20 protein-coding genes and 1 pseudogene are annotated in these 22,366 nt (G+C 67.2%); 9 read left to right on the top strand and 12 right to left on the bottom strand.

Annotation, left to right across the window (positions count from 1 at the left end; genetic code table 11):
* Positions 1–12: 12 nt before the first annotated feature.
* From ABZ345_RS04355 to ABZ345_RS04345, 3 genes are all read right to left on the bottom strand, one after another.
* On the bottom strand, positions 13–612 hold the full coding sequence (locus ABZ345_RS04355) for a hypothetical protein (protein ID WP_359842801.1): 600 nt from the start codon (positions 610–612) through the stop codon (positions 13–15).
* Positions 594–2,120 carry a reverse transcriptase domain-containing protein gene (locus ABZ345_RS04350; protein WP_359842799.1) on the bottom strand — a complete coding sequence of 509 codons (1,527 nt, stop codon included), beginning with the start codon at positions 2,118–2,120 and terminating at the stop codon, positions 594–596. Before ABZ345_RS04350 ends, ABZ345_RS04355 begins: the two co-directional genes overlap by 19 nt.
* Positions 2,121–2,915: 795 nt before the next feature.
* Positions 2,916–4,304 (bottom strand): MDR family MFS transporter, encoded by a 1,389-nt coding sequence (locus ABZ345_RS04345; protein WP_359842797.1) that lies wholly within the window; start codon positions 4,302–4,304, stop codon positions 2,916–2,918.
* Between the two features lie 375 nt (positions 4,305–4,679).
* Here ABZ345_RS04345 and ABZ345_RS04340 point away from each other — a divergent pair, with 375 nt between their 5' ends.
* Entirely contained in the window at positions 4,680–5,795 is a 1,116-nt protein-coding gene (locus ABZ345_RS04340) for a serine hydrolase domain-containing protein (RefSeq protein ID WP_359842795.1), read from the top strand.
* Between the two features lie 76 nt (positions 5,796–5,871).
* A complete protein-coding gene (locus ABZ345_RS04335; protein WP_359842793.1) occupies positions 5,872–6,567 on the top strand; it encodes a hypothetical protein in 696 nt (231 codons plus the stop codon).
* Here the strand turns inward: ABZ345_RS04335 and ABZ345_RS04330 are convergent.
* Positions 6,532–7,008, bottom strand: a complete 477-nt coding sequence (locus ABZ345_RS04330; RefSeq protein WP_359842791.1) for a DUF6328 family protein — start codon at positions 7,006–7,008, stop codon at positions 6,532–6,534. The two genes, ABZ345_RS04335 and ABZ345_RS04330, sit on opposite strands and share 36 nt — an antisense overlap.
* A gap of 90 nt (positions 7,009–7,098) precedes the next feature.
* Between ABZ345_RS04330 and ABZ345_RS04325 the strand changes: the two genes are divergently transcribed.
* Positions 7,099–7,644: a superoxide dismutase gene (locus ABZ345_RS04325; RefSeq protein ID WP_359842790.1), complete on the top strand. Its 546-nt coding sequence runs from the start codon at positions 7,099–7,101 to the stop codon at positions 7,642–7,644.
* Between the two features lie 10 nt (positions 7,645–7,654).
* Here the strand turns inward: ABZ345_RS04325 and ABZ345_RS04320 are convergent, their stop codons facing one another.
* Positions 7,655–8,326: a DUF4241 domain-containing protein gene (locus ABZ345_RS04320; protein ID WP_359842788.1), complete on the bottom strand. Its 672-nt coding sequence runs from the start codon at positions 8,324–8,326 to the stop codon at positions 7,655–7,657.
* 106 nt (positions 8,327–8,432) lie between these two features.
* Here ABZ345_RS04320 and ABZ345_RS04315 point away from each other — a divergent pair.
* From ABZ345_RS04315 to phoU, 6 genes and pseudogenes are all read left to right on the top strand, one after another.
* Positions 8,433–8,765 (top strand): annotated as a pseudogene (locus tag ABZ345_RS04315) (macro domain-containing protein); the annotation flags it as partial.
* A 10-nt stretch (positions 8,766–8,775) separates the two neighbouring features.
* A complete protein-coding gene (gene dusB / locus ABZ345_RS04310) occupies positions 8,776–9,900 on the top strand; it encodes a tRNA dihydrouridine synthase DusB (RefSeq protein WP_359842786.1) in 1,125 nt (374 codons plus the stop codon).
* Positions 9,893–10,345, top strand: coding sequence for a hypothetical protein (locus tag ABZ345_RS04305; RefSeq protein WP_359842785.1), 453 nt, complete (start codon positions 9,893–9,895; stop codon positions 10,343–10,345). Before dusB ends, ABZ345_RS04305 begins: the two co-directional genes overlap by 8 nt.
* A 141-nt stretch (positions 10,346–10,486) precedes the next feature.
* A complete protein-coding gene (locus ABZ345_RS04300; protein ID WP_359842784.1) occupies positions 10,487–11,338 on the top strand; it encodes a GGDEF domain-containing protein in 852 nt (283 codons plus the stop codon).
* Positions 11,339–11,892: 554 nt separating this feature from the next.
* The gene (locus tag ABZ345_RS04295) at positions 11,893–14,664 is read left to right on the top strand and encodes an LCP family protein (protein ID WP_359842782.1); all 2,772 of its coding nucleotides are present in this window, start codon (positions 11,893–11,895) and stop codon (positions 14,662–14,664) included.
* Between the two features lie 72 nt (positions 14,665–14,736).
* Complete coding sequence (phoU, locus tag ABZ345_RS04290; RefSeq protein ID WP_359842780.1) at positions 14,737–15,402, top strand: phosphate signaling complex protein PhoU; 666 nt, start codon at positions 14,737–14,739, stop codon at positions 15,400–15,402.
* Positions 15,403–15,411: 9 nt separating this feature from the next.
* On the opposite strand, the gene ABZ345_RS04285 is transcribed toward phoU, so the two are convergent.
* The 7 genes from ABZ345_RS04285 to ABZ345_RS04255 form a co-directional block, all read right to left on the bottom strand.
* A complete protein-coding gene (locus tag ABZ345_RS04285) occupies positions 15,412–16,572 on the bottom strand; it encodes a hypothetical protein (RefSeq protein ID WP_359842778.1) in 1,161 nt (386 codons plus the stop codon).
* 10 nt (positions 16,573–16,582) lie between these two features.
* Positions 16,583–17,359, bottom strand: a complete 777-nt coding sequence (gene pstB / locus ABZ345_RS04280) for a phosphate ABC transporter ATP-binding protein PstB (protein WP_359842776.1) — start codon at positions 17,357–17,359, stop codon at positions 16,583–16,585.
* Positions 17,360–17,369: 10 nt separating this feature from the next.
* On the bottom strand, positions 17,370–18,284 hold the full coding sequence (gene pstA, locus ABZ345_RS04275; RefSeq protein ID WP_359842774.1) for a phosphate ABC transporter permease PstA: 915 nt from the start codon (positions 18,282–18,284) through the stop codon (positions 17,370–17,372).
* Positions 18,281–19,345 (bottom strand): phosphate ABC transporter permease subunit PstC, encoded by a 1,065-nt coding sequence (gene pstC / locus ABZ345_RS04270; protein ID WP_359842772.1) that lies wholly within the window; start codon positions 19,343–19,345, stop codon positions 18,281–18,283. Before pstC ends, pstA begins: the two co-directional genes overlap by 4 nt.
* Positions 19,346–19,378: 33 nt before the next feature.
* A complete protein-coding gene (gene pstS / locus ABZ345_RS04265; RefSeq protein WP_359842770.1) occupies positions 19,379–20,485 on the bottom strand; it encodes a phosphate ABC transporter substrate-binding protein PstS in 1,107 nt (368 codons plus the stop codon).
* 199 nt (positions 20,486–20,684) lie between these two features.
* Positions 20,685–21,533, bottom strand: a complete 849-nt coding sequence (gene mshD, locus ABZ345_RS04260; protein ID WP_359843126.1) for a mycothiol synthase — start codon at positions 21,531–21,533, stop codon at positions 20,685–20,687.
* 37 nt (positions 21,534–21,570) lie between these two features.
* A complete protein-coding gene (locus ABZ345_RS04255; protein WP_359842769.1) occupies positions 21,571–22,335 on the bottom strand; it encodes a response regulator transcription factor in 765 nt (254 codons plus the stop codon).
* Positions 22,336–22,366 lie beyond the last annotated feature (31 nt).

Below are 22,366 nucleotides of genomic sequence, written 5' to 3'. Positions count from 1 at the left end.
TTCATACCAGTTTCACCTATTTTTAGTCACTCCCGGTTCAACATCGACAGCACCAAGCAGTTCAGGATACTTTGCGAGCAGCTGGGCATCGAAATAGATGACGAAGTCCCTGGCTGCCTGAAGTACCAGCTCTCGAGTCTTTTCTCCCATAAAGACCCTGTTTCCGACAAAGTGAACACCGAGCTTCTTAACCGCATCATTCCGGGTCGCAACCGAGGGAGCAAAGCTCCTAGCCTGCAACTCGGTTAGACGACCATCCCCGTGAACAATTGCGTTCCGCATGGCAATACAGCTCTCGAACGCTTGCGCCGGCCCCTTGCCGCGGATGTGTAGGTCAAACCCAGAAGAAAGCCACTCAAACATCGATGGCCAGGATAGATACATATTCTCTTCAGTCTTTGCAACCAAGGTTGATTCAAATTTGCCCCGGCGTGACCGACCTCTCTCAACCAGCACCCTCAACGACTTAGCGACGTGCATTTCGCCAAGGGTAGATATCAAAATAAGAACACGCTCAGTGGAGTCGTCGGCAAAGCGCAAACGGGCGATGGTGCGGAGCATAGACTCGCCTGCCCCTGTAAGGCTTCGAAGATCTAACTCTTTCTTGCCCATTTGATAGCCTCACTCATTAGCCGTCCATCTCCTTGCAAGGAACCAATAGCCTGCCCCGACGCCTTGCTATCGATAGCCACAGTCGCAGCCAATAGAGGTCGTGTGAGCTCCGTTGCCGCTTGATAGAGTCCGAGCAGCTCGGCGACTGAGATCCTCTCATGCTCGGCTAGGACCCAGGCTGCTTCAGCGCGCACCAACTCATGGCGATCTTCGATTTGCTCACCGATCCAATCGATGACCGCTGCTTCGTGCGAGTTGAAGAGGTCGCTGGCGAGCTGATTCGCAGCGTAGATGATCCACAGCTTTAGCCAAGGACTCTGTCGTCGCTGCTCGGTAAACTCATGAATGAGGTGCCAATAGTCGGCACCGTCGGGATGTGCAACGATATATTTGACAACAGACTCAAGCCGGGCGATGTTGTCGTAGACAACTAGGCGAAGAAAGTCGGGATCGACAGGAGTCGGATCAGACCTAAGCACACTTAGGGCCTCCGGAATAAGCCCCTGCAAGCGATCACCCTTGGTCTTCGCCCTAAGTCGAACTTTCTTAGTTTTCGCCTCATTTCGATCGACCGCAGCTTCAGCCCAATCTGCGACTATAGAGTGATATGCAGTGTACTCAAGCTCATCCGGATCAATCTCACTGTCGTCATCGACGTCAACATCTCCGTAGCCCGAGAAGAAGAATCTTTTGGCCGCCCTCCGAGCGTTTTCCGCATCCTTGAAGTATGGCTCTCGCACCTTCGCATCCGGAATATACCGACGCTTCAACGTCGACTTCTTCATTACCCGAGTCTTCTCAGTGGATAGGACGAGACACAGATCTCGCGCATACTCAGAACACAGCTCAATTATTTCACTGGCCTCGTCGAAGCTACTGGCAAGAATCTTGAAATCGTCTGCAAACCGCGACGTTACGAACTGTCCTCGATGAAGTCGACGGTCAAGAATATTGAGGTAGGTGTCTGCAAGAAGATCACTCTCGTAGGAAAACTGAGGGAGCCCATGCGCGCGACCCTGGACTTCAGAGAGGTAGCCCGTGATCAGACTCGCAAGACCAGCATTAGAGGTCCGCATAGCGAGCTCTTCCCGCAGTCGAGCATGGTCGACATATTCGTAGCAGGACGCTATGTCAAACTCTACGACGTGGGATGACTCGCTTTTCAATCCGAATTCTTTATGTTTATCCCAGTTGCCGTTAGCACGGCTCGGCTCCGGAAGCCAGCTCTGAACCTTGCGGACAGCGGCTCCATAGACTGCGCGCGCGGTCAATGGAGCAACCAGCACTGGCCTGATGCCAAAACTCTTGCGCGGATAGGCCACGACTTCCGAAGAGAGCAGATAGCCGTCTTCCAACCGCGCTTCGGCCTGATCAGAAATGACCTGCGCGGCATCAGTCAAGCAAATGTCTGACATTAGCGGAGGAAAGTGCTCGATTCCATGCTTGATAGCACGCGAGGCCGCGCTCTCGATCTCAAGGTCAGAGACGATCTCCCCACTCGCTCTCATGCGCGTCCTCTCCGTGCCGGCGGCTCGTAAGGATCACAATGTACGGATGGATCTCAGCCTGACAAGCTCATGACGGTACTTCTGCCGAATTTGGCTCTACAGGATCAAGGCGCCGCCGCCGGCGGCGCGTCCTGGCCCCTACCGGCGAACAACATCCATCCCGGCGCTCCCGGCATCCGCTTCGCTGCGCCGGTCGGCCGGGCGACGCTGCGCGCCGCAACTCCGGCCTTCCTCCACCCGACAGGCTCACCCATAGAGCTGAGTCGTCCAGCAGCTCCCTACGAGCGCCAGAGGGGTCACCGCGGACTGATGGCACGGCGCTCGACTGCCGCGACGGCTCCGCCGCCTTGCCACCGAATCAGGACCAGGGCGAAGCCGCGGGAACGCTCAACGAGCACCAAGCCGAGCCACCCCGACGCCGCGAGCATGACAACGGCCGGCGACGCTGCGTCAAGGCTGGAACGAGTACCTTGACCCAACGCCACCGGCCGCGTTCTAGGCTCAGTGTCGGGATGATGGCAGAGGTATGGGCGATCAGAAGACCAAGATCGACGGCACACTTTAGTCTCAGAAAACGACGGCAAACGTCGAAAAGCGACTGTCCACAGTGCTCAGATCAAGACCGCATCCATGCAGGTAGTGAGCACTGTCGGCGAAGATCACCGAACAACGCCGATCGACTTCCGGAAATCTTCGGGTTCAGGGTTCGAGTCCCTGGCGGCCCACACCGAAAGAACCCCCAGGTCAAGCGACCTGGGGGTTCTTCGTTTTCGAGGTTCGGGCGGACGTGTTGGGTCAGGCGTGGGCGTCGGCTGCCGCGGGGGTTCGGCTTGGCAGCAGGGCCGCTACGACGATCGTGGCCGCGGCGATGGCGGTGGCTACCACGAAGGCCAGTTTCATGCCGCTCAGCTGTGCTGCCGCTGCGGTGGCGCCGTCGGCTACCAGGTGGCTTGTGCGGGCGGTCATCACTGTCACCACCAGGGCGGTGCCCAGGGCTGCTGCTACCTGTTGCAGGGTGCCGAGGATTGAGCTGCCGTGCGGGTACATGTCTGGGGGGAGGGCGCCCATGCCCAGGGTGAAGATCGGGGTGAAGGTTGCGGCCAGGCTCACCATCAGCAGGGCGTGCAGGGCCAGGACCTGCCAGTACGGCATGGTCATCGACACCTGGGTGAAGCCGGCCAGGGAGAGCACGATGCCGATCGAGCCGGGGAGGACCAGGCGGCGGCTGCCAAGGCGGTCGTAGAGCTTGCCCACTGTTGGGCCCAGCAGGCCCATGGCCAGGCCGCCTGGCATCAGGAGCAGGCCGGTTTGCAGTGGGGTGAGGCCTCGCAGGTTCTGCAGGTAGAGGGGCAGCAGGATCATCGAGCCCATCATCGCCAGGAACGCCACGCACATGAGGGTCAGCGACAGGGCGAAGGTGCGGTGGCGGAGGGTTCGCAGGTCCATCAGCGGGGCGCCGGTGCGTTGGAGTTTGAGCTGGCGGAGTACGAAGACGGCGATGGCGGCGGCGCCGGCCAGGACTATGCCGATGGTCGGGCCCTGGGTGGCGTTGCCTTCGCCGAAGAGGCTCAGGCCGTAGACCAGGCCACCGAAGCCCAGGGTGGCCGCGGCTGCGCTGAACCAGTCGATGGAGCTCACCTTGGGTTCGCCGATGTTGGTCATCTGGCGCAGGCCGAAGTAGGCCACGGACCCCGCGATGGGCAGGACGGCCACGAACAGCAGGCGCCAGGAGCCGAGTTGGAGGATCAGGCCGGAGACCGCGGGGCCGAGGGCCGGGGCCACTGAGATCGCGAGGGTCACGTTGCCCATGACTCGGCCTCGGTCCTGTTCGGGCACGACGGTCATCAACGTGGTCATCAGCAGCGGCATCATCACGGCGGTGCCGGCGGCTTGGACGATTCGGCCCACCAGCAGGATCGCGAACGTCGGCGCTGCGGCGGAGATGGCGGTGCCGGTCAGGAAGACGCCCATGGCGATCGCGTAGCCCTGGCGGGTGGTCACGCGCTGCAGGAACCAGCCGGTGATCGGGATGACGGCGGCCATGGTGAGCATGAAGGCGGTGGAGACCCACTGGGCTGCCTGCTCGGTGACCTGCAGAGACTCCATCAGGCGCGGGATCGCGTTGATCATGAGGGTCTCGTTCAGGATCACCACGAACGTGGCCAGCACCAGCAGGCGCACCACCAGGGGTGTTCTGGCCGCTTGTGCGGTCGGGCGGTCTTGGATCGCTGCAGGCATGTCAGGCCCTCACTAGGTTGCTGGCAGTCGCGTCACGGCCAAGGCCGCCGGCGTCAACGGTCGTGACACCAGTAGAGACCCGCAGTTCTCTCAGAACTCATCGGTCTTCCCGAGTGTTCCGCATCGCCGCGTCCGTCTCACCCGATTTTCGCCGTCGGCGGACCGGGTGCTTGTCCGTTCTACTGATACGTCGAACCGCGAGAGCGCGAATCGACACGCGGTCCACGGAATTTTCAGATGACCATGGTCCGGCTGGCCCCACCATCGAAGCGCCGGGAAGCTCCATGGTTCGAAACGTCCTGCACCGACAGGCTCATCGGCATGAGAACTGCAGTTGTCACGATCATCGCCGCCGTCGCGGCTGCCGTCAGTGCGGTGCCGGCGGGTGCGGCCACGGTGCCGCCGCCCAACGACGCCGCGCTGCGAGGCGCGATCAGCGGGTTGCCCAGCCGGGAGACGACCGGGGCACTGGTGCGGATCACCGGGTCGGCCGGTGCCTGGTCCGGGGTTTCCGGCGTGTCCGACGTCCGCACAGGCGCTCCGGTACGGGCCGGCGGGCGCTTCCGGATCGGCAGCACCACCAAGGTCTTCACCGGCGTGATGGTGTTGCAGTTGGCTCAGGAGCGGCGCATCGACCTCAACGAGTCCGTGCAGCGGTACCTGCCGGGTGTGCTGCCGGCCGACTATCCGCCGGTTCCGGTGTACACGCTGCTCGATCACACGTCCGGGCTGCCGTCGGTGGACATCCCCGGCCTGACCGACCCGCGATGGGTCCTCGAGCACCGCTTCGAGCACTGGAGCCCGCGGCAGGTGCTGGACACCGCTTTGCGGCATCCGATCGACTTCCAGCCCGGCACCGCCCAGAAGTACACGAACACCTCCTACGTCACGGCCGGCATGATCGTCGAGAAGATGACCGGACGTTCCTACTCGCGGAACCTGCGCGAGCGGATCACCGGGCCGCTCGGGTTGTGCCACACCTATTACCCCGAGGACGACCCCAGCCTGCCCAACGCGGCCGCTCGCGGGTATCTGGACGTGGACGGTGATCTCGTCGACGCGACCGAGATGAACCAGTCGATCCCCGGCGCGGCGGGCGCGATCATCTCCACCGCGGAGGACCTGGACGGGTTCATCACCGGCCTGTTCCGCGGACGACTGCTGGGCGACGAGATGATGAGCAGGCTCTTCACCATTCCGGACGTGTCCACGTTCAACGGCGGTGGGCCCGCCCTCTACAGCCAGGGTCTGATGAGGATCGTGGTGAACGGCATGGAGGTCTGGGGGAAGACCGGCAGCCGGCACGGGTACTCGAGTGGCATGTTCGCCACCCGTGACCTGCAGCGGAAGCTGGTGTACTCGGTCAATCCGACGACGAAGTCCTCGGACGGCCAGCCGTTGATCGTCCAGAAGATCGCCGCCGCGGCAGCGAGCTGAGTCGGACCGTGGTCTGAGTGAGCGGGCCGGACCACGGGCCGATCCGGTGGGGCGTTGGCGATGACAGCGTTCAGGTATGAGATTTCCTGGGGCGTGGGTCGGTGGGGCGGCGCTGGTGCTGGGGCCGGCGCTGCTCCTCGCCGGAACGTTGTTGCGGTCGCCGTTCAACTTCTTCTTCCCGGACCAGTTGCGGGCGATGGCGGAGCATCCGGGGTTGATGACGGCGGCTTACACCGCGTTTCTGGCGGGGAATGTCGTCATGTGGGCGGCGGTGGCCTTTTTCGCGCAGCGCATCGGGGAGAAACGGCCCAGGTGGGCTGCCTGGGCCGGGGTGCTGGTGACCGTCGGGCTGTTCGAACGGACCTTTCACGCCGGGGTGGATCACGCGGCGTTCAGTGCCACCAAGCATCTGGGCGTGGAGGGTGCGACGGAGCTGGTCGCCAAGGGGTACGGCGACCTGCACCTGTTCAGCTTCCTGTCGTTCACGATCATGTTCGGCTGGTTCGTGCTGTCGATCGCGGCCTACCTCGGCGGGGAGCTGGGAAAGGTGCGCTCCGTGGCGTTTGCGACGATGGGGTTGTTGCCGCTCGGCGTGTTGAAGGGCACCGAGGTTATGTCGGTCGTAGGGACCGTTGGGCTGTGCGTTGCGTTGGTGCCGTTGGGGATTCGTGTGCTCGCCGAACAACCGAGGCCCACGAAGCGGCAGGTGCTGATCGCGGTGCCGGCGGCGGTGGGGCTAGGGGCGCTTGCGGTCCTGAGCACGATGGGATGACGCGAAGGGCACGGCGAACCAGAGGCCCGCGAAAACGATGAAGGCCAGCACGCCGACGATCACCGACGGCCAGTCGCCGACGATGACCTCGGCCAGCAGCAGGACCGTGCCGGTCATGGCGAGGGCGAGGAACGCGAGGCCGATGAGGGCGAAGGCGTTGCCCGACTCCACGACGTCCTCGCGGCGGCCCTGGCGGAACCAGACGCGGTGCCAGGCCGCCGGGGCGGTCAGGAAGGCCACGGCGATCGCGGCGCACAGGACCGTGACCAGATGGGTGGCCCGCACATATCCGCTGGTCGAGGCGTATTTGTCGGTGAAGGCGATGGAGAGCAGGAAGCCGAAGAGGATCTGCACGCCGGCCTGGGCAACGCGGAGCTCCTGGAGCAGCTCGTTGACGTTGCGGGCGAGTCTGCGTTGGTCGGATTCCTCGGCTTCGCTCACCACTCGGCAATACCCGAATGCGGCCATTTGAAACTCCGGTCCCGTCTCAAAAATGGCGGACGACGGCCGGGACCGCTAAGCAGTAGAGCTATGAAGACGTTTGCAGTCGCGGCTGCCGCGATGCTCATGTTCACGGGGACCGCGCAGGCCGAACCCGCGAAGGTGGCCTTCGCGTCGGGCAAGTTCGAGAGCTACAGCGACACCGCCAAGGCCGTCACGTACGACGCGAAGGTCCCCAGCGGAGCCAAGGTGATGGTGCTCGGCGTGCCGACGGTCAACGGCGGCACAACGGTTTTGTTGAAGCTCAAGGGATTGCTGCCGAATCGGGCGTACGGCGCGCACGTGCACGTGAACAAGTGCGGGGCGTTGCCGGCGGCTGCCGGGCCGCACTACCAGAACGTGGTGGACCCGAAGGAGCCGTCGGTCGATCCGACGTATGCCAACCCACGTAACGAGATCTGGCTCGACGTGCACACGGACGGCCACGGGTTCGCCTACACCTCGTCCACAGTGGACTGGCAGTTCACCGAGCGGCACGCGCAGTCCGTCGTGCTCCACAACGAACACACGCACACCAGCCCCGGCGAGGCGGGCACGGCCGGGCCGCGGCTGGCTTGCGTGAACGTGCCGTTCTGAAGCGGTCGAACTAGCTGCGGTTGATGACGAAGAAGTCCGTGACGAACGCGACCGGGTCGCCCGCGGTGTTGCGGCCGACCCAGGTCGGGTAGACGCCGTCGCCCCAGCCGGTCGAGAACGCCACGACGTTCAGGCCGGAGTGCGGATCGACGACGTTGGCCGGGCCGCGGCCGCCACCCACCTTGCCCAGGGCGTCGATGAGGTCGCAGTTGCCGGCCTCGTCGTCGCTCGCCAGGCGGTCGACGGCGGGCGCGGCGGAGAGGTCGAAGAACGCGCCGGTGCTCGACTTCACGTCGTAGCCGAACTCCTCCTGCATCGGCACGGGCTCGCCGGGCAGCACGGCGGGCGTCCACGAGTACGCGGGCTCGTCCTGCACGGTCACCTTCGCGGCGGCGACGCGGTAGCCCTGGCGGATGTCGGGGTAGCCGTCGCCGTCCACCCACGAGACCAGGGACACCGACACCGGGTACGTGCCCGGCGCGACCGTCTCCGTGAACGCCTCGGCGTCCTCCGGCCACACCACGAACGGGTCGGCTGCGACGAGCCTGCCCGTCGGCAAGGACAGCTCGCCCACCTGCTGCACGGCCACGACCTGCTGTTCACCGCCGCCCGTCGGCTTGCCGACTGGTCCGTCGACGAAGAACCGCTCGAACCCGGACCTGATCAGTTGAACCGCCCCCACGCGTAGGCCACCTCCAAGGGCATGTTTGCAGAAGGCCCCGACACCCGATCGGGGCACCGGGTCTGTTCGCGGAGCGTGAAGTCCGCCCGGAACGAACGCCGCAGGTGCCAGGCTTGCTGGCGGCGGGGTGGACGGAGCGATACATCGGGCAGCGGGGCCGAGGCTCGCGGAGGCCGGGGCGGCGCTGGCGCCGTGTGAACCGGGGAAGGCCGTGGCCACGCCCGCGTTCGACCTCGCGCCGGTGAAGTACGTGATTCGCACGGTGGGACCGGTCTGGGAGGGCGGGGACCAAGACGAGGGCGCGCGGGTGGCGGCCCGAGCGGTGCGGTCGCTGCCCGTCGTCGACCGGATCCGGCTGGTGGCGTTCGACGACGAGACCTGCGAGGCGCTCACCACAGCGGTCACGCTGGGTGAAGATCGCGGCTGGTCAGTGCCGTAACCTGGAGGGCGTGTCCGTTCCCTCCACCCTCAAGATCGGCCCGTTCGCCGTCGACCCGCCCGTCGTGCTGGCCCCCATGGCCGGCATCACCAACGTGGCGTTCCGGCAGCTGTGCCGTCGGTACGGGGCCGGGCTGTACGTGTGCGAGATGATCACGGCGCGGGCGTTGGTCGAGCGTGATGCCATGACCATGCACATGATCACGTTCGACGAGGACGAGCACCCGCGGTCGATGCAGCTGTACGGCGTCGACCCGAAGAACGTCGGCGAGGCCACGAAGATGATCGTGGCCGAGAACCTCGCCGACCACATGGACATGAACTTCGGGTGTCCGGTGCCCAAGGTGACGCGCAAGGGTGGCGGGGCCGCGCTGCCGTACAAGCGGGAGCTGTTCCGGCAGATCGTGCGGGCCGCCGTGCGCAACGCGGGAGACATGCCGGTCACCGTGAAGTTCCGCATCGGCATCGACGACGACCATCTGACGTACCTCGACGCGGGACGTATCGCGGCGGACGAGGGTGCACAGGCCGTGGCACTGCACGCGCGCACGGCGTCGCAGCGGTACTCCGGCAAGGCCGACTGGTCGAAGATCGCGAAGCTCAAAGAGGCCGTCACGAGCATCCCGGTCCTCGGCAACGGCGACATCTTCAGTGCTCAGGACGCCCTCGACATGGTCGCCGAGACCGGGTGCGACGGCGTGGTCGTCGGGCGTGGATGCCTTGGCAGGCCGTGGTTGTTCCGCGACCTGCAGGCGGCGTTCCGGGGCGAGGAGGTTCCCGAGGGGCCGAACCTCGGCGAGGTCGCGGAGATCCTCCGCACGCACGCCGAACTCCTCGCCGCCCACTACGGCGAGGAAAAGGGCCTGCGGGACCTGCGCAAGCACATGGCCTGGTACTGGCACGGCTTCCCGGTCGGCGGCGACACGCGCCGGGCGTTCGCGATGGTCTCGAGCCTGCAGCAGCTGGACGACCTGATCGGCCAGCTCGACCCCACCGTGCCGTTCCCCGAGAACGCCGAGGGGCCGCGCGGGCGGCAGGGGTCCTCGGCCAAGGTCGTGCTGCCCGAGGGGTGGCTGGACGACCCCGAGGACGCGACGGTTCCGGCCGGCGCGGACGTGATGCACTCCGGTGGCTGAGCGCGTCGCGGTCCTTCTCGCCTCGCTCGCGCTGCTCGCGGGCTGTGCCGGACCGGTCGCGGGCACCGCACGGCCGGCTCAGCTGACCGACGACGACAAAGCGCTGTTCAAGGCGTTCTACGAGCGCCTCAACAAGGCGGGCGACGAGGGGGCGCCGCAGCAGCAGAAGATGCTGAAGGACACCCAGCACCCGGACTTCCGGCAGAAGACGTGCGATCTGCGCGGCGCCACCATCAAGGTCGAACCGACCTGGTCAACGCTTCGGACCGACGCCGACTGGGCACCCCCGGGAGAGAAGGCGCATCCCCGCGGAGACGTGTACGTCGTCGCCGTCACGGTCACGCTGCGCCAGGACGACGCGGTGGTCGGTAGCCAGATCGGATCGCTGCACGTCGTGCTCCTGGACGACGAGGTGTACGGGTTCGCGCCCTGTCTCGGTGGCTGAGCGGGTTGTTGATCACCCAAGCTCACTGGATCGGAGCAGCTGACGGTCAACCGGACGGGGGAAATCCCGCCCCCACGCGTCCTTCTTGCTCAAGCGCCGCCTCTCAGGGGACGACACCTGGCAGGTAAGGAGGTGACCGCGATGACCGCGCTGCGACCCGAGATCGCACAGACCCAGGCCGACGAGACTCCCACCGTCGACCAGCAGGGTCCGGGACTGGTCGGGCTGCACGAGTCCATCGCGACGTTGCTCGCCTCCCGCGGCCAGTGGCGCCAGGCGTACCAGCACCTGCGTTCCGCTCTCGACCTCGTCCACGCCGACCAGGACGAGCAGCCGCGCGTTCCCGAACAGCTGCGCCGCGAGGTCGACCGGCTGCGCAGGGAGCACGCCGAGGCACGCGAGCAGAGCCTGCGCGACAGCCTCACCGACTCCTACAACCGCCGCTACCTCGACCAGCGGCTGATCGACCTGCTGGCCGAGCACGGCGCGTGCCGGCACGGGCTCGCCGTCGCGTTGATCGACCTCGACTGGTTCAAGCAGGTCAACGACACCTTCGGGCACCTGCTCGGCGACCGCGTGCTGCAGCGCGTGGTGGAACTGCTGCAGCAGGGTCTTCCCGAGGCCGCCTTCTGCGCCCGCTACGGCGGCGAGGAGTTCGTGCTCGTGCTGCCGCGGGTAGACGCGGCAACGGCTGTGGAGATCGCCGAGGCGGCCCGGGAACGTGTCGAGCGTCACGCGTGGCAGGAGATCGCGCCGGGGCTGCGCGTGACGGTCAGCGCGGGCCTCGCGTACGAACCGCCGGCGGACGAGGCTCCGCAACGGCCCGCTGTCAGTGCCGAGCAGCAGCTGCTCCGCGCCGACAGCCTCCTGTACACGGCCAAGCAGTCGGGACGCAACGCGGTGGCGTACCGTGCGGATGGGCGGGTCCGCCTCGCCGGCGCGGCGGCCGGAAGGCGTGCTATCACCGAGACACGTGTTCTCGGTTACTACTGAGTGAGCTGGCTCACCCGTTCAGGGCAAGCGGACTGCGCGTAATCGCGTACAGATCGAAGCCGTATCACCCGGAGTGGTCGTCAGAAGTCGGCTACATCCGTAGTATCGCGGGCGCAACTGACACGCCGGTGATGCAACCCTTGTGTCCCGGTCGTCGTCAACACGTTATGACGAACCGCTTTTAGCTTCTGACCCAGAAGGGAGATTGGGTGCCCGACGACCCCCGACGTGGCGGCCCCTCTTCCCGTGGTGATCAGGATCCCCAGCACGACCAGCCGACCGGCCGTAGACGTCGCTCGATGGAAGGCTCTGGGGGCCTGAGCGTCTCGGACCTCATCGAGCAGCACAGCAGGACGAACATCCCCCGACCCGTCCCGCCAGGCTCGCCCGACGCTCCCACGACAGGCAGGCGTGCCCTGCCTGACCCACCCGCACCCGCAACGGGCAGGCGTGCACTGCCCGACCCGCCTGTGCAACAGCCACAGCAACCGCGGCAGCAGCCGCCCGTCGCCCGCCGGCCTGGCGAGCAGACGGGTACGCGCCCGCGGCCGCCGATGGCAGAGCAGGCACCACCTCCGGCACCCCCGCAGAGCTTCACCGGCGAGCAGACCGGCAGGCGGCGTCTCCCCGACGCACCCGCCGAGCAGCCCGGAACGCGGCCCAGGCCCGCCCAGAACGGGGCCTACCCGCCTGCTGGTGAGCAGACCGGCACCCGCCCGCGTCCGGACGCGACGGGAATGCAGCGCAGGCCTGTTCCCGGTGAGCAGACCGGTCCGCGGCCGATCCCGAACGGTGTGCCGCGCAGGCCCGTGCCCGGCGACGCACCGTCGTCCAACGGCATCCAGCGCCCCCCGGCACCTGGGGACGCGACGTCCAACGGCGTGCCACGCCCGCAGGCCCCCGGCGACCCGCGCCGGATGCCTCCCGCGGACGCTCCTTCGTCGAACGGCATCCCGCGACGTCCCGCGCCAGGTGGGGTGCCCGAGGCGAACGGCATGCCCAGCGGCACGATCCGCCGCCCCGCACCCGACGCCGGCGGCGCACCTCCGCGCAGGCTCGCTCCTGGCGACGCGCCGTCGTCCAACGGCATCGCGCGCCCGCCGGTTCCGGGCGACGTCACCTCGAACGGAATGCCGCGCCCGGCCGCTCCCAAGGCACCCGGTGCACCGGACGCTCCCGAGGCCGGTGCACCGCGCCGCCTCCTGCCGGGTGAGGCGCCGTCCTCGACCAGCATTCCGCGCCCTCCCGCCCCCGGCGAGGGGCCGGACCGCCGCGCCGCACCCCCGAACGCGGACCTGACCGGCAGGCACCCGATGCCGTCCCGCGCGGAGTCCAGCGGACCCCGGCCGATGCCCCCGAGGGCGGAGTCGAGCGGTCCCCGGCCCGCGCCCGGCGGCGCGCCCATCTCGAACCGGCTCGGCGGACCTCCCGCCGGTCCTGGCGCTCCCGTCCCGGCGGCCGACGGCGCTCCGGCGCCGGGCAAGCCCGCGGCCGAGGAGCCCAAGGCGGACGGGCCCGGACCCGAAGCCACCCAGATCGCCTCGGCGGCGGGGGTGGCCAAGGTCGAGAAGCGCGAAGACATGGACCCGATGTGCCTCACCACCGAGATGGAGGCCATCGGCGACGACGTCAAGAAGCGTCGCGAGGTCGACCACACGCTCGCGCGGTTCTCGGCGGTGCACGACGAACTCCTGGAGCAGGAGCGCCAGCGCAAGGAACGGCGCGCCAAGCTCATGCCGTGGGTCAAGGACGAGGACGACATGGAGGAGGCGACCCAGTTCGCCGACCCGGTCGTGCTCACCGACAGCGAAGAGGGCGGCGAGCGGAAGATCGCCGGCCGCACGCCGCAGCAGCGCAGGTTGATGCGCGGCGCCAAGGTCGGGGCGATCGCCGCCGCGGCCGTGGTGTTCGCGTCGACCGGCATCGCCTGGACCGCGACGCTGTACGCCGACTCCAAGTTCACGCAGATCGACGCGCTGGGCGGCAACTCGCAGGCCGTGCAGCAGGCGGAGAAGCAGCTCGGTGACGAGAACTTCCTGCTCGTAGGCTCGGACACTCGTGCGGGCGCGAAGCCGCAGGACCACGTCGGCACCCAGGCCAAGGAGGGTGGCGCGCGGTCGGACGTGATCATGCTCGCGCACATCCCCGCGGACCGGAAGCGCATGGTCATCGTCTCGCTGCCGCGTGACGTCCGGGTCGACCGGCCCGAGTGCCGCAAGTGGAACACGGACAACGGTCAGTACGGCGGTGCCCTGGCGCCGGAGAAAGAGGTCATGGCGAACTCCGTCTACAACGACGGAGGGCCCGAGTGCGTGGCCAACATGATGACCCAGCTGTCCGGCCTCAAGATCAACCACTTCGTCAGCATCGACTTCGTCGGTTTCCGCGAGATGTCGACGGCGATCGGCGGCGTGCAGATCTGCGTGCCCAAGGCGATCAAGGACGACGAGCTCGGTGTCGTCATCGACAAGCCGGGCAAGTACACCCTCAAGGGCGACCAGGCCCTGTCGTACGTGCGCGCCCGCAAGGTCGCGGGGGACATCGGCGGAGACTTCGACCGCATCAAGCGGCAGCAGGGTTTCCTGTCGGCGATGCTGCGCCAGGCGTTGTCGAACGAGGTGCTGCTGAGCCCGACCAAGCTCAACAACTTCATCAACGCGCTGACGAAGTCCACGGCCGGTGACAACGTCGGTGTCGCGCAGCTGCTGGAGCTCGCGAACTCGTTGCAGAGCCTCGACGCCGGCCGCGTCTCGTTCGTGACGATGCCGCACTGGACCGACGAGGGCCCGACGAAGTCGAACGACGACAACATCGAGCGGCTGAAGAACGACGACGTCAAGGCGTTGTTCCAGACGATCATCGACGGAACCCCGTTGCCGCAGGAGAAGCCGGCCGACCCGAAGCCCGGTGACCCGAACAGCACGCCGGTCCAGCCCGGCACGGTGATCGACCCCAAGGAAGTCTCCGTCCAGGTGCGCAACGGCAACCCGAACAACGGCGGCGCGGCAGGCCGCACGTCGACCGCGTTGCAGCAGCAGGGGTTCAAGGTCTCCTTCGTCGGTGACTCGTCGAAGGAGGCGAAGACCACCATCAGGTACGCCAAGGGCAACGAGAACAAGGCGGCGACCCTCAAGGCCGCCGTGCCCAGCGCGGAACTGGTGGAGGCCCCCGAGATGGGCGGAGCTCTCCAGCTGACGCTCGGCTCGAACTTCGACGACAACGTCGTGGCACCGAAGGCCGGCAGCACTCCGCAGGCCGGTAACCAGGGACAAGCGGGAAGTGATCTGTCCATTGTGAACGCGGCGGCGGACCCCTGCGCGAAGTGATTCGCCTGGGGTTCACCTCGGGTTCATGCTGGCATGTCGCTGCCGCGATGGTCGGGACGTAGGCTGAGCGCCATGCGCGAGGCCTACCACGACCAGCTAGAAGAGCTCGCCGGCCGACTTGCCGACATGACCGGCATGGTCGCCGAAGCGATGGAGAACGCGACCTCCGCTTTGCTGCAGGCCGACCTCGGTCTCGCGGAGCAGGTCATCAGCGGCGACCAGAAGGTCGACGACGTCCGTTCCAGCATCGAGGAGCAGTCGTACGCGCTGCTCGCGTTGCAGGCACCGGTCGCGACCGATCTGCGCACTGTGCTGGCGGTGATCCACGCCGCCGAGAGCGTCGAGCGCATGGGCGACCTGGCCCTGCACGTGGCGAAGGCCGCCCGGCGCAGGCACCCGGCGTCGGCGCTGCCGGAGGACGTGCAGCCGTACTTCGCCGAGATGGGCCGGATCGCGGTCAAGCTCGCCACCGAGGCGGCGAGCATCATCCGCGAGAAGGACGTCGAGCGCGCGCGCAACCTCGAAGCCGAGGACGACGCGATGGACGACATCCACCGCCACCTGTTCTCGGTCATCATGGACAAGGAGTGGAGCCACGGCGTCGCCACCGCCGTCGACGTGACTCTCCTCGGCCGCTTCTACGAGCGTTACGGCGACCACGCCGTGTCGGTCGCCAAGCGCACGGTCTTCGTCGTCACCGGCCGGATGCCCGGCTACGGCGGCGACGACAACCTCTGAGCGCTCCCCTCACCTGAACTGCCCATCGCGTTCTGCCGCGAGCTCCGGATCGGCGTAGGCCTCGGAGAACTCGGCGAGCACGGTGGGCAGTTCCTCGTCCCAGGCCGCCTTGGCTTCCTCGCGCGGCAGCTCCCGTGCCTCGACGGTGAAGTACGCCCACGCGCGCACGATCTCCGGCAGCAGGGCCAAGTCCTCGTCGGTCACGTGCAGCCGCGCGGCCACGTTCAGGATCAGCACCGCGGTGAGCGACGCCGGTCCGTACACCACGGGATCGCGGTTCTGTTCCACCGCAGCGGAAGCGACGATCCGAGCGAACGTCCGTGCCGCCTCGACGTCGGCAATTCCGTGCGGTGAAGCCAGGAACGCCTCGACGGTCTCGTCCGTCCTGTTCGGACTGATGACGGGAATCTCGTAGTCCTCGTCCACCAACGCGCTCACGCGGGCGTCGGCGAGTGCGATCAGCTGGATCGGGTGCCGGACGTCCTCGGAGCCGATCAGGCCTTCCTCGGCCTCCTCGTCGGGCCCGTCCTCCCAGAACTGCTCGACGTCCGGCCACACGCGGTCGAACGCCTCGGCGGCGCTCAGCGGCGCGATCAGGTCCCGGAACGCGTCGGGCGTGGAGGCGATCATGTCCTCCAGCAGCGCCACGGTCCCCTCGTCCGGCGTGGCGAACAGCTCGATCGCGGTGGCCCCGAGCACCGGTTGACGCATGAACAGCACGGTCTCGCGAGCACTGGCACGTTCCTGGGTGATCGCGACGACCTCCACGTCCCCGAGCAGGTTCGTGACGAGGAAGGCCTCGTGGAACTCCAAAGCAGAACCGGCGACGTACCACGCCGGCTCGGCGACACCGCGTGCCGCAACGGCTTCCGCGGCGGCCATGGCCTCGGCACGAGCGTCCTCGTCGCCCACACCGGACAGCGCGCGCAATGCGGTGAGCGCCGCCGGGTCGTCCATCGCCTGCAGAGCCTCGATCATCGGCGTGTGGCCGGATCCCGCGAGCCAGAGCGTGGCGTACAGCTCGCTCGCCCAGGCGTCCGCGAGCAGCCACGACTCCGAACGCAGCGCGGCCGCCGACTCGAGCAGCGCCCCGTACGGGGACTGCTGCTGAGGCCGGCGGCCGGGTGCCTTGCCTTGCTTGCGCTTGCGGCTCTTGCTCTGCGGGCTCACCCGCAAGAATTTAGCCGAATCGGCCGGAGATGTAGTCCTCGGTCGCCTTCTGGCTGGGGTTGGAGAAGATCTTCTCCGTGTCGTCCACCTCGATCAGCTGGCCAGGCTGACCGACACCCAGCAGGTTGAAGAACGCGGTCTGGTCCGACACACGCGCGGCCTGCTGCATGTTGTGAGTCACGATGACGATCGTGTACTCCTTCTTCAGCTCCGTGATCAGGTCCTCGATCGCCAGCGTGGAGATCGGGTCCAGAGCCGAGCAGGGCTCGTCCATCAGCAGCACGTCCGGCTGCACCGCGATCGCGCGCGCGATGCACAGACGCTGCTGCTGACCACCGGAGAGGCCACCGCCCGGCTTCTCGAGGCGGTCCTTCACCTCGTTCCAGAGGTTGGCGCCGCGCAGCGAGCGCTCGGCGACCTCGTCGAGCTCCTTCTTGTTCTTCATGCCCGCGAGCCTCAGGCCGGCCACCACGTTGTCGCGAATGGACATCGTGGGGAACGGGTTCGGCCGCTGGAACACCATGCCGATGGTGCGGCGCACCTCGACCGGGTCCACAGTGGACGCGTAGATGTCCTCGCCGTCGAGCAGCACCTTGCCTTCGACGCGCGCGCCGATCGCGACCTCGTGCATGCGGTTGAGCGACCGCAGCACGGTCGACTTGCCGCAACCGGAGGGGCCGATGAACGCGGTCACGTTCTTCGGCGGCACCGCGAGCGAGACGTTCTCGACGGCGTGGAACTTGCCGTAGAAGAGGTTCAGGTCCTTGATGTCGAGTCGCTTGGCCATGTCCGCCCGCTCACTTCGTCTTCGGCGCCAGCGCCCGTGAGATCACGGTGGCCAGCAGGTTGAACAGGGTGATGATCAGCACGAGCGTGATCGCCGCGCCCCAGATGCGCTCGAAGCCCGCCTGTGTCGGGTTGTTGCGCTCGTTCACCATCATCAACGGCAGCGAGGCCATCGGGCCGTCGAACAGGTTGTAATTGATGAACGGCGCGTATGCCGCCAGCACCAGCACCGGCGCGGTCTCGCCCATGACGCGGGCGAGGGCCAGCATGATGCCGGTCAGGATGCCGGAGAGCGCCGTCGGGATGACGATCTTGACGATCGTCTTCCACTTGGGGATGCCCAGCGCGTAGGAGGCCTCGCGCAGCTCGTCCGGGACGATCTTGAGCATCTCCTCGGTCGTGCGCACCACGACCGGCACCATCAGCAGCACCAGGGCGAGCGACACGGCGAACGCACTGCGGCCGAGGCCGAAGCTCGTGATCCACACCGTGTAGACGAACAGCGCCGCGACGATCGACGGGACACCGGTGAGGATGTCGATCATGAACGTCGTCGACTTCGCCAGCCTCGAACGGCCGCCGTACTCGACGAGGTAGATCGCGATCATGATGCCGATCGGCACCGAGATGACCGCACACACCAGGCCTTGCACCAGGGTGCCGTAGATCGCGTGGTACGCACCGCCGCCCTGCTGGCGGGCCAGCAGGCCGGACAACGACTTCTGCCACCAGTCACCGTCGAGGATGACCGGGAAACCACGCTGCACCACGGTGTAGAGCACCCACACCAGCGGGATGACCGCGATCAGGAACGCGCCCCACACGAGCGTGGTGGCGACGCCGTTCTTGATCCGGCGGGAAAGGCTGACCGCCTGGAACGTCGGCGGCGTCGCGAGGCGCGTGGGATCCGCGAGGTTCGTGCTCACTCGTACTCCTTGTGGCCGGCGACGATCGAGCGCGCGATGGCGTTCACGACGAAGGTCAGCACGAACAGCACCAGACCAGCGGCGATGTAGGCACCCGCCGAGCGCGGGTCGTTGAACTCGGGAGCGGCCAGCGCGATCTTCGAGGCGAACGTCGAACCGCCGTCGAACAACGACCAGCCGAACGCGCTGGTCGCGGTGCTCAGGATGATCGCGACGGCGATGGTCTCACCGAGCGCGCGGCCGAGACCGAGCATCGAGGCGCTGACGTAACCGGCCTTGCCGAACGGCAGCACCGTCGTGCGCACGACCTCCCACTTGGTCGCGCCGAGGGCGATCGCGCCCTCGATGTGCATCGTGGGCGTGCGCTCGAAGACCTCGCGGCTGACGGCCGTGATGATCGGCAGGATCATCACCGCGACCACGATGCCCGCGGTGAACACGGTGCCGCCGAGCTGCACGTTGACGTTGCCCTTGGCGAAGATCGGGATCCAGCCGAGGTTCTCGATCAGCCATTGCGAGAACGGGTACAGCACCGGCCCGAGCACGAACAGGCCCCACAGACCGAAGACGATCGAGGGAACCGCGGCGAGCAGGTCGACGACGTACGCGAACGGCCGGGCGAGGTTGCGCGGAGCGTACTGCGTGAGGAACAGCGCGATGCCCAGCGCGATCGGCATGGCGATCAGCAGAGCCAGCAGTGCGACAACGACCGTGACGAGCGTCAGGTCGAGGATGCCGAACCGCAGGTTCGCGGGGTCGGTGGTGTTCCACTCGCGGCTGGTCAGGAAGTTGACGTTGTCCAGCCCGAGAGACGGGATCGCCTGCAGAATCAGAAAGAGGCCGATCGCGCCGATGAGCACGACGGTGAAGACGCCCGAACCCGTAGCCAGCCCCCGGAAGATCCGGTCGCCTGGCCGAACGTGGGCTTTCGTCGGAGATACTGGAGCTTCCGGTGTCGGGGGAATCGGAGCCTCCGTGGCAGTGGGAGCAGCCGCAACGCCCCGCTCGGCTCCGGGGGCACCGGAGCCGGCGGGGCGCAAGGCCGCGACGGGATCGTTCATCGCGTCAGCGTCGGTCGAAGTCTCGCATCAACCTCAGGCAATCGCCTTCACTGCGGTCAGCAGTTTCTCCTGGAACGCCTTGGGCAGCGGCACGTAGCCGGCTTCGGCGAGCTGCTGCTGGCCCGTGGTGGCGGCGACGGTCAGGAACGCCTTGACGGCCTTGGCCGTGTCCGCGTCGTAGCCCTTCGAGCAGACGATCTCGTAGGTCGCGAGCAGCAGCGGGTACGCACCGGCGGCCTTGGACCCGTAGATCGAGTTCAGGTCGAGGACCAGGTTGTTGCCCTCGCCCTTGACCTTCGCGCCGTCGATGGCCTTGCCGGCCGACTCGGCGTTCAGCTCGACAGCACCGGCACCGGAGTCGATCTTGGCGGTCGAGAGCTTGTTGTCCTGCGCGAACGACCACTCGACGTAGGTGATCGCACCGTCGATCGAGCCGACGGCCTGCGCGACACCGGCGGACTTCTCCTTGCCCTCGCCGACACCGCCCTTGAACTGCTTGCCGTCACCCTTGGTCCAGCCACCAGCGGTGGTCAGGTACTTCTGGAAGTTGTCGGTCGTGCCCGACTCGTCGGACCGGTAGATGACCGAGATGTCCTTGTCCGGCAGGGTCGCAGAACCGTTCAGGGCCTTGATGGCCGGGTCGTTCCACTTCTTGACCGTGCCGGAGAAGATCGCGGCGGTGGTCTTGGCGTCCAGCACGAGGCTCTCGACACCCGAGACCTTGTAGCCGATCGCGACCGGGCCGAAGACCAGCGGGAGGTTCCACGCCGGGTTGCTCTGGCAGCGCTTGGTGGCCGCCTCGGTCTCGGCGCCGTCCTTCAGAGCGGAGTCCGAGCCACCGAAGTCGACCTGGCCTGCGTTGAAGTTCTTGACGCCCGCGCCGGAGCCGGACGGGTTGTAGGCGAGGTCCACGCCGGGGCAGGCGGCCTTGTAAGCCTGCACGAACGCGTCGACCGCGTTCTTCTGCGCGGAGGAGCCCTCAGCGTTCAGCTTGCTCTTGCCACCGCACTCGACCCCGGAGGCGGCGGGCGCGTTCGTGTTGCCACCCGCGCCCGCGTTGTTGTCGGAGCCACACGCACCCAGAAGAAGCGCGCTGGCCGCGACGAGGCCGAGCACGGCGCCGTGCCGCTGGATCTTCACCTTGGTCCTCCACCTTGCGGAAGCATTTAGCGGTTTTGCGACGGACGTCGCCGCTCGCTTCGGAAGGTAGGTATCCATGGTGGACAGCCCGCCTAGTCGGGGTGAACGACAGGTGAACACCGAACGGGAAGTGACGGGTCACACGGCCGAATGAGTGACGGCGTGACCAGCGCGTATGCGTTTTGTGACGGTCCGTTGACTAGCGGGCGTACTGGACGTCGGCGTCCCAGAGGGTGAAGCCGAGCTTCGTGTAGACGCTCACCGCCGCTGTGTTGTCCGACTCGACGTACAACATGACCTCCTTGACCTGCTGTTCTCGCAGGTACCGGAGACCGGCCAGCGTCAACGCCTTGCCGAGACCGCCGCCCTGGCTGTCGGGGTCGACCCCGACCACGTACACCTCGCCCAGCTCAGGGGTGTGCACCTTCGTCCAGTGGAAGCCCGCCAGCCGGCCGTCCTCGTCGAACGCGAGCAGGAAGCCGGCCGGGTCGAACCAGTCCTCGGCCTCCTTGGCACGGACGTCCTCGATCGACATCGAGCCCTGCTCGGGGTGCCAGTCGAACGCGCGGTGGTTCACGTAGACGACCGCGGCCTCGTCCTTGCCGGGGATGAACGCCCGGATGGTGATGCCGTCGGGCACCTTGGGCTCTGGCAGCTCGTTCTCGACCCGTAGCCGCATCCTCAGCAGCTCGCGGACCTTGCGGAAGCCGAGCTTCGCGGCGAGCTTCTCGGCGTCCGGGTGGCCGCCGTGCGCCCAGACCCGCAGGGAGTCCTGCGGGAGCGCTTTCACCAGTGCCTCGCCAACGCCCTGATGGCGGTGCTTCGGATGCACGGCGAACTCGGCGACCTTGTGGCCGCCGGAGTCCCCGAGCATGTCCACGTGCGCGTACCCGGCGAGCTCGCCGTCCAGGTGCGCGAGGAGGTGCCTGCTGCCCTGTGCGCCTGGGCGCATCCGCAGTCGCACGGCCTCGCCGACCGGTGCCACACCGTCGGTGCTCTCGGCAGCTGTCAGCAACTGCCGCACTTCGGCAGCCTGGTCGGTCGTCAGCTCGTCGTACCAGCTCAGTTGCGCCACACAGGCGAACCTACCGCGCGATCAAACGCTCATCCAGAAGACGGACCGAGTCACCCACCTCGTCGACCTCGGCCATCTCGGCCGGGCGGCGCGACGAGCCGGGGCGCGGGGGGCGCACGAACTTGTAGCCGACGTTGCGCACGGTGCCGATCAACGCCTCGTGCTCGGGGCCGAGCTTGGCGCGCAGGCGTCGTACGTGGACGTCGACCGTGCGCGTGCCACCGAAGAAGTCGTAGCCCCAGACCTCCTGCAGCAGCTGCGCGCGGGTGAACACCCGGCCCGCGTGCTGCGCGAGGTACTTGAGCAGCTCGAACTCCTTGTAGGTGAGGTCGAGCGGGCGGCCCTTGAGGCGCGCGGTGTAGGTGGCCTCGTCGATCACCAGGTCGCCGAGCTGCAGGGCGCCGTCGCCACCGGGCTGGGTGGTGCCCCGGCGCGAGCGCACCAGGCGCAGACGGGCGTCGACCTCGGCGGGGCCGGAGTTCGGCAGCAGGATCTCGTCGACCGACCAGTCGGAGTTCACGGCGACCAGACCGCCCTCGGTGACCACGGCCACCACGGGGACGTCCACACCGGACGAGTCGAGCAGGCGGCACAGCGAGCGGGCGCCGACCAGATCCGTGCGGGCGTCGACCAGCACGATGTCGTGGGGGCCGGCTTCGAGCAGCGCGGAGACCTCGGGACGGAGCGGACGCACGGCGTGCGGCAGCAGGGACAGCGCGGGAAGCACAGCCTCCGGGTCCGGGTCTGTCGTCAGCAGTAGCACGTCAATGCTCATCGAGGCGCCCTCCAAATCGGCCGTGGTCAGG

The sequence above is a fragment of the Lentzea sp. NPDC005914 genome (assembly GCF_040629405.1).
In the GTDB taxonomy this organism is placed as follows: domain Bacteria; phylum Actinomycetota; class Actinomycetes; order Mycobacteriales; family Pseudonocardiaceae; genus Lentzea.
Note: the sequence above shows the minus strand (reverse complement) of the source record. Positions and strands in the feature narration are given on the sequence as shown.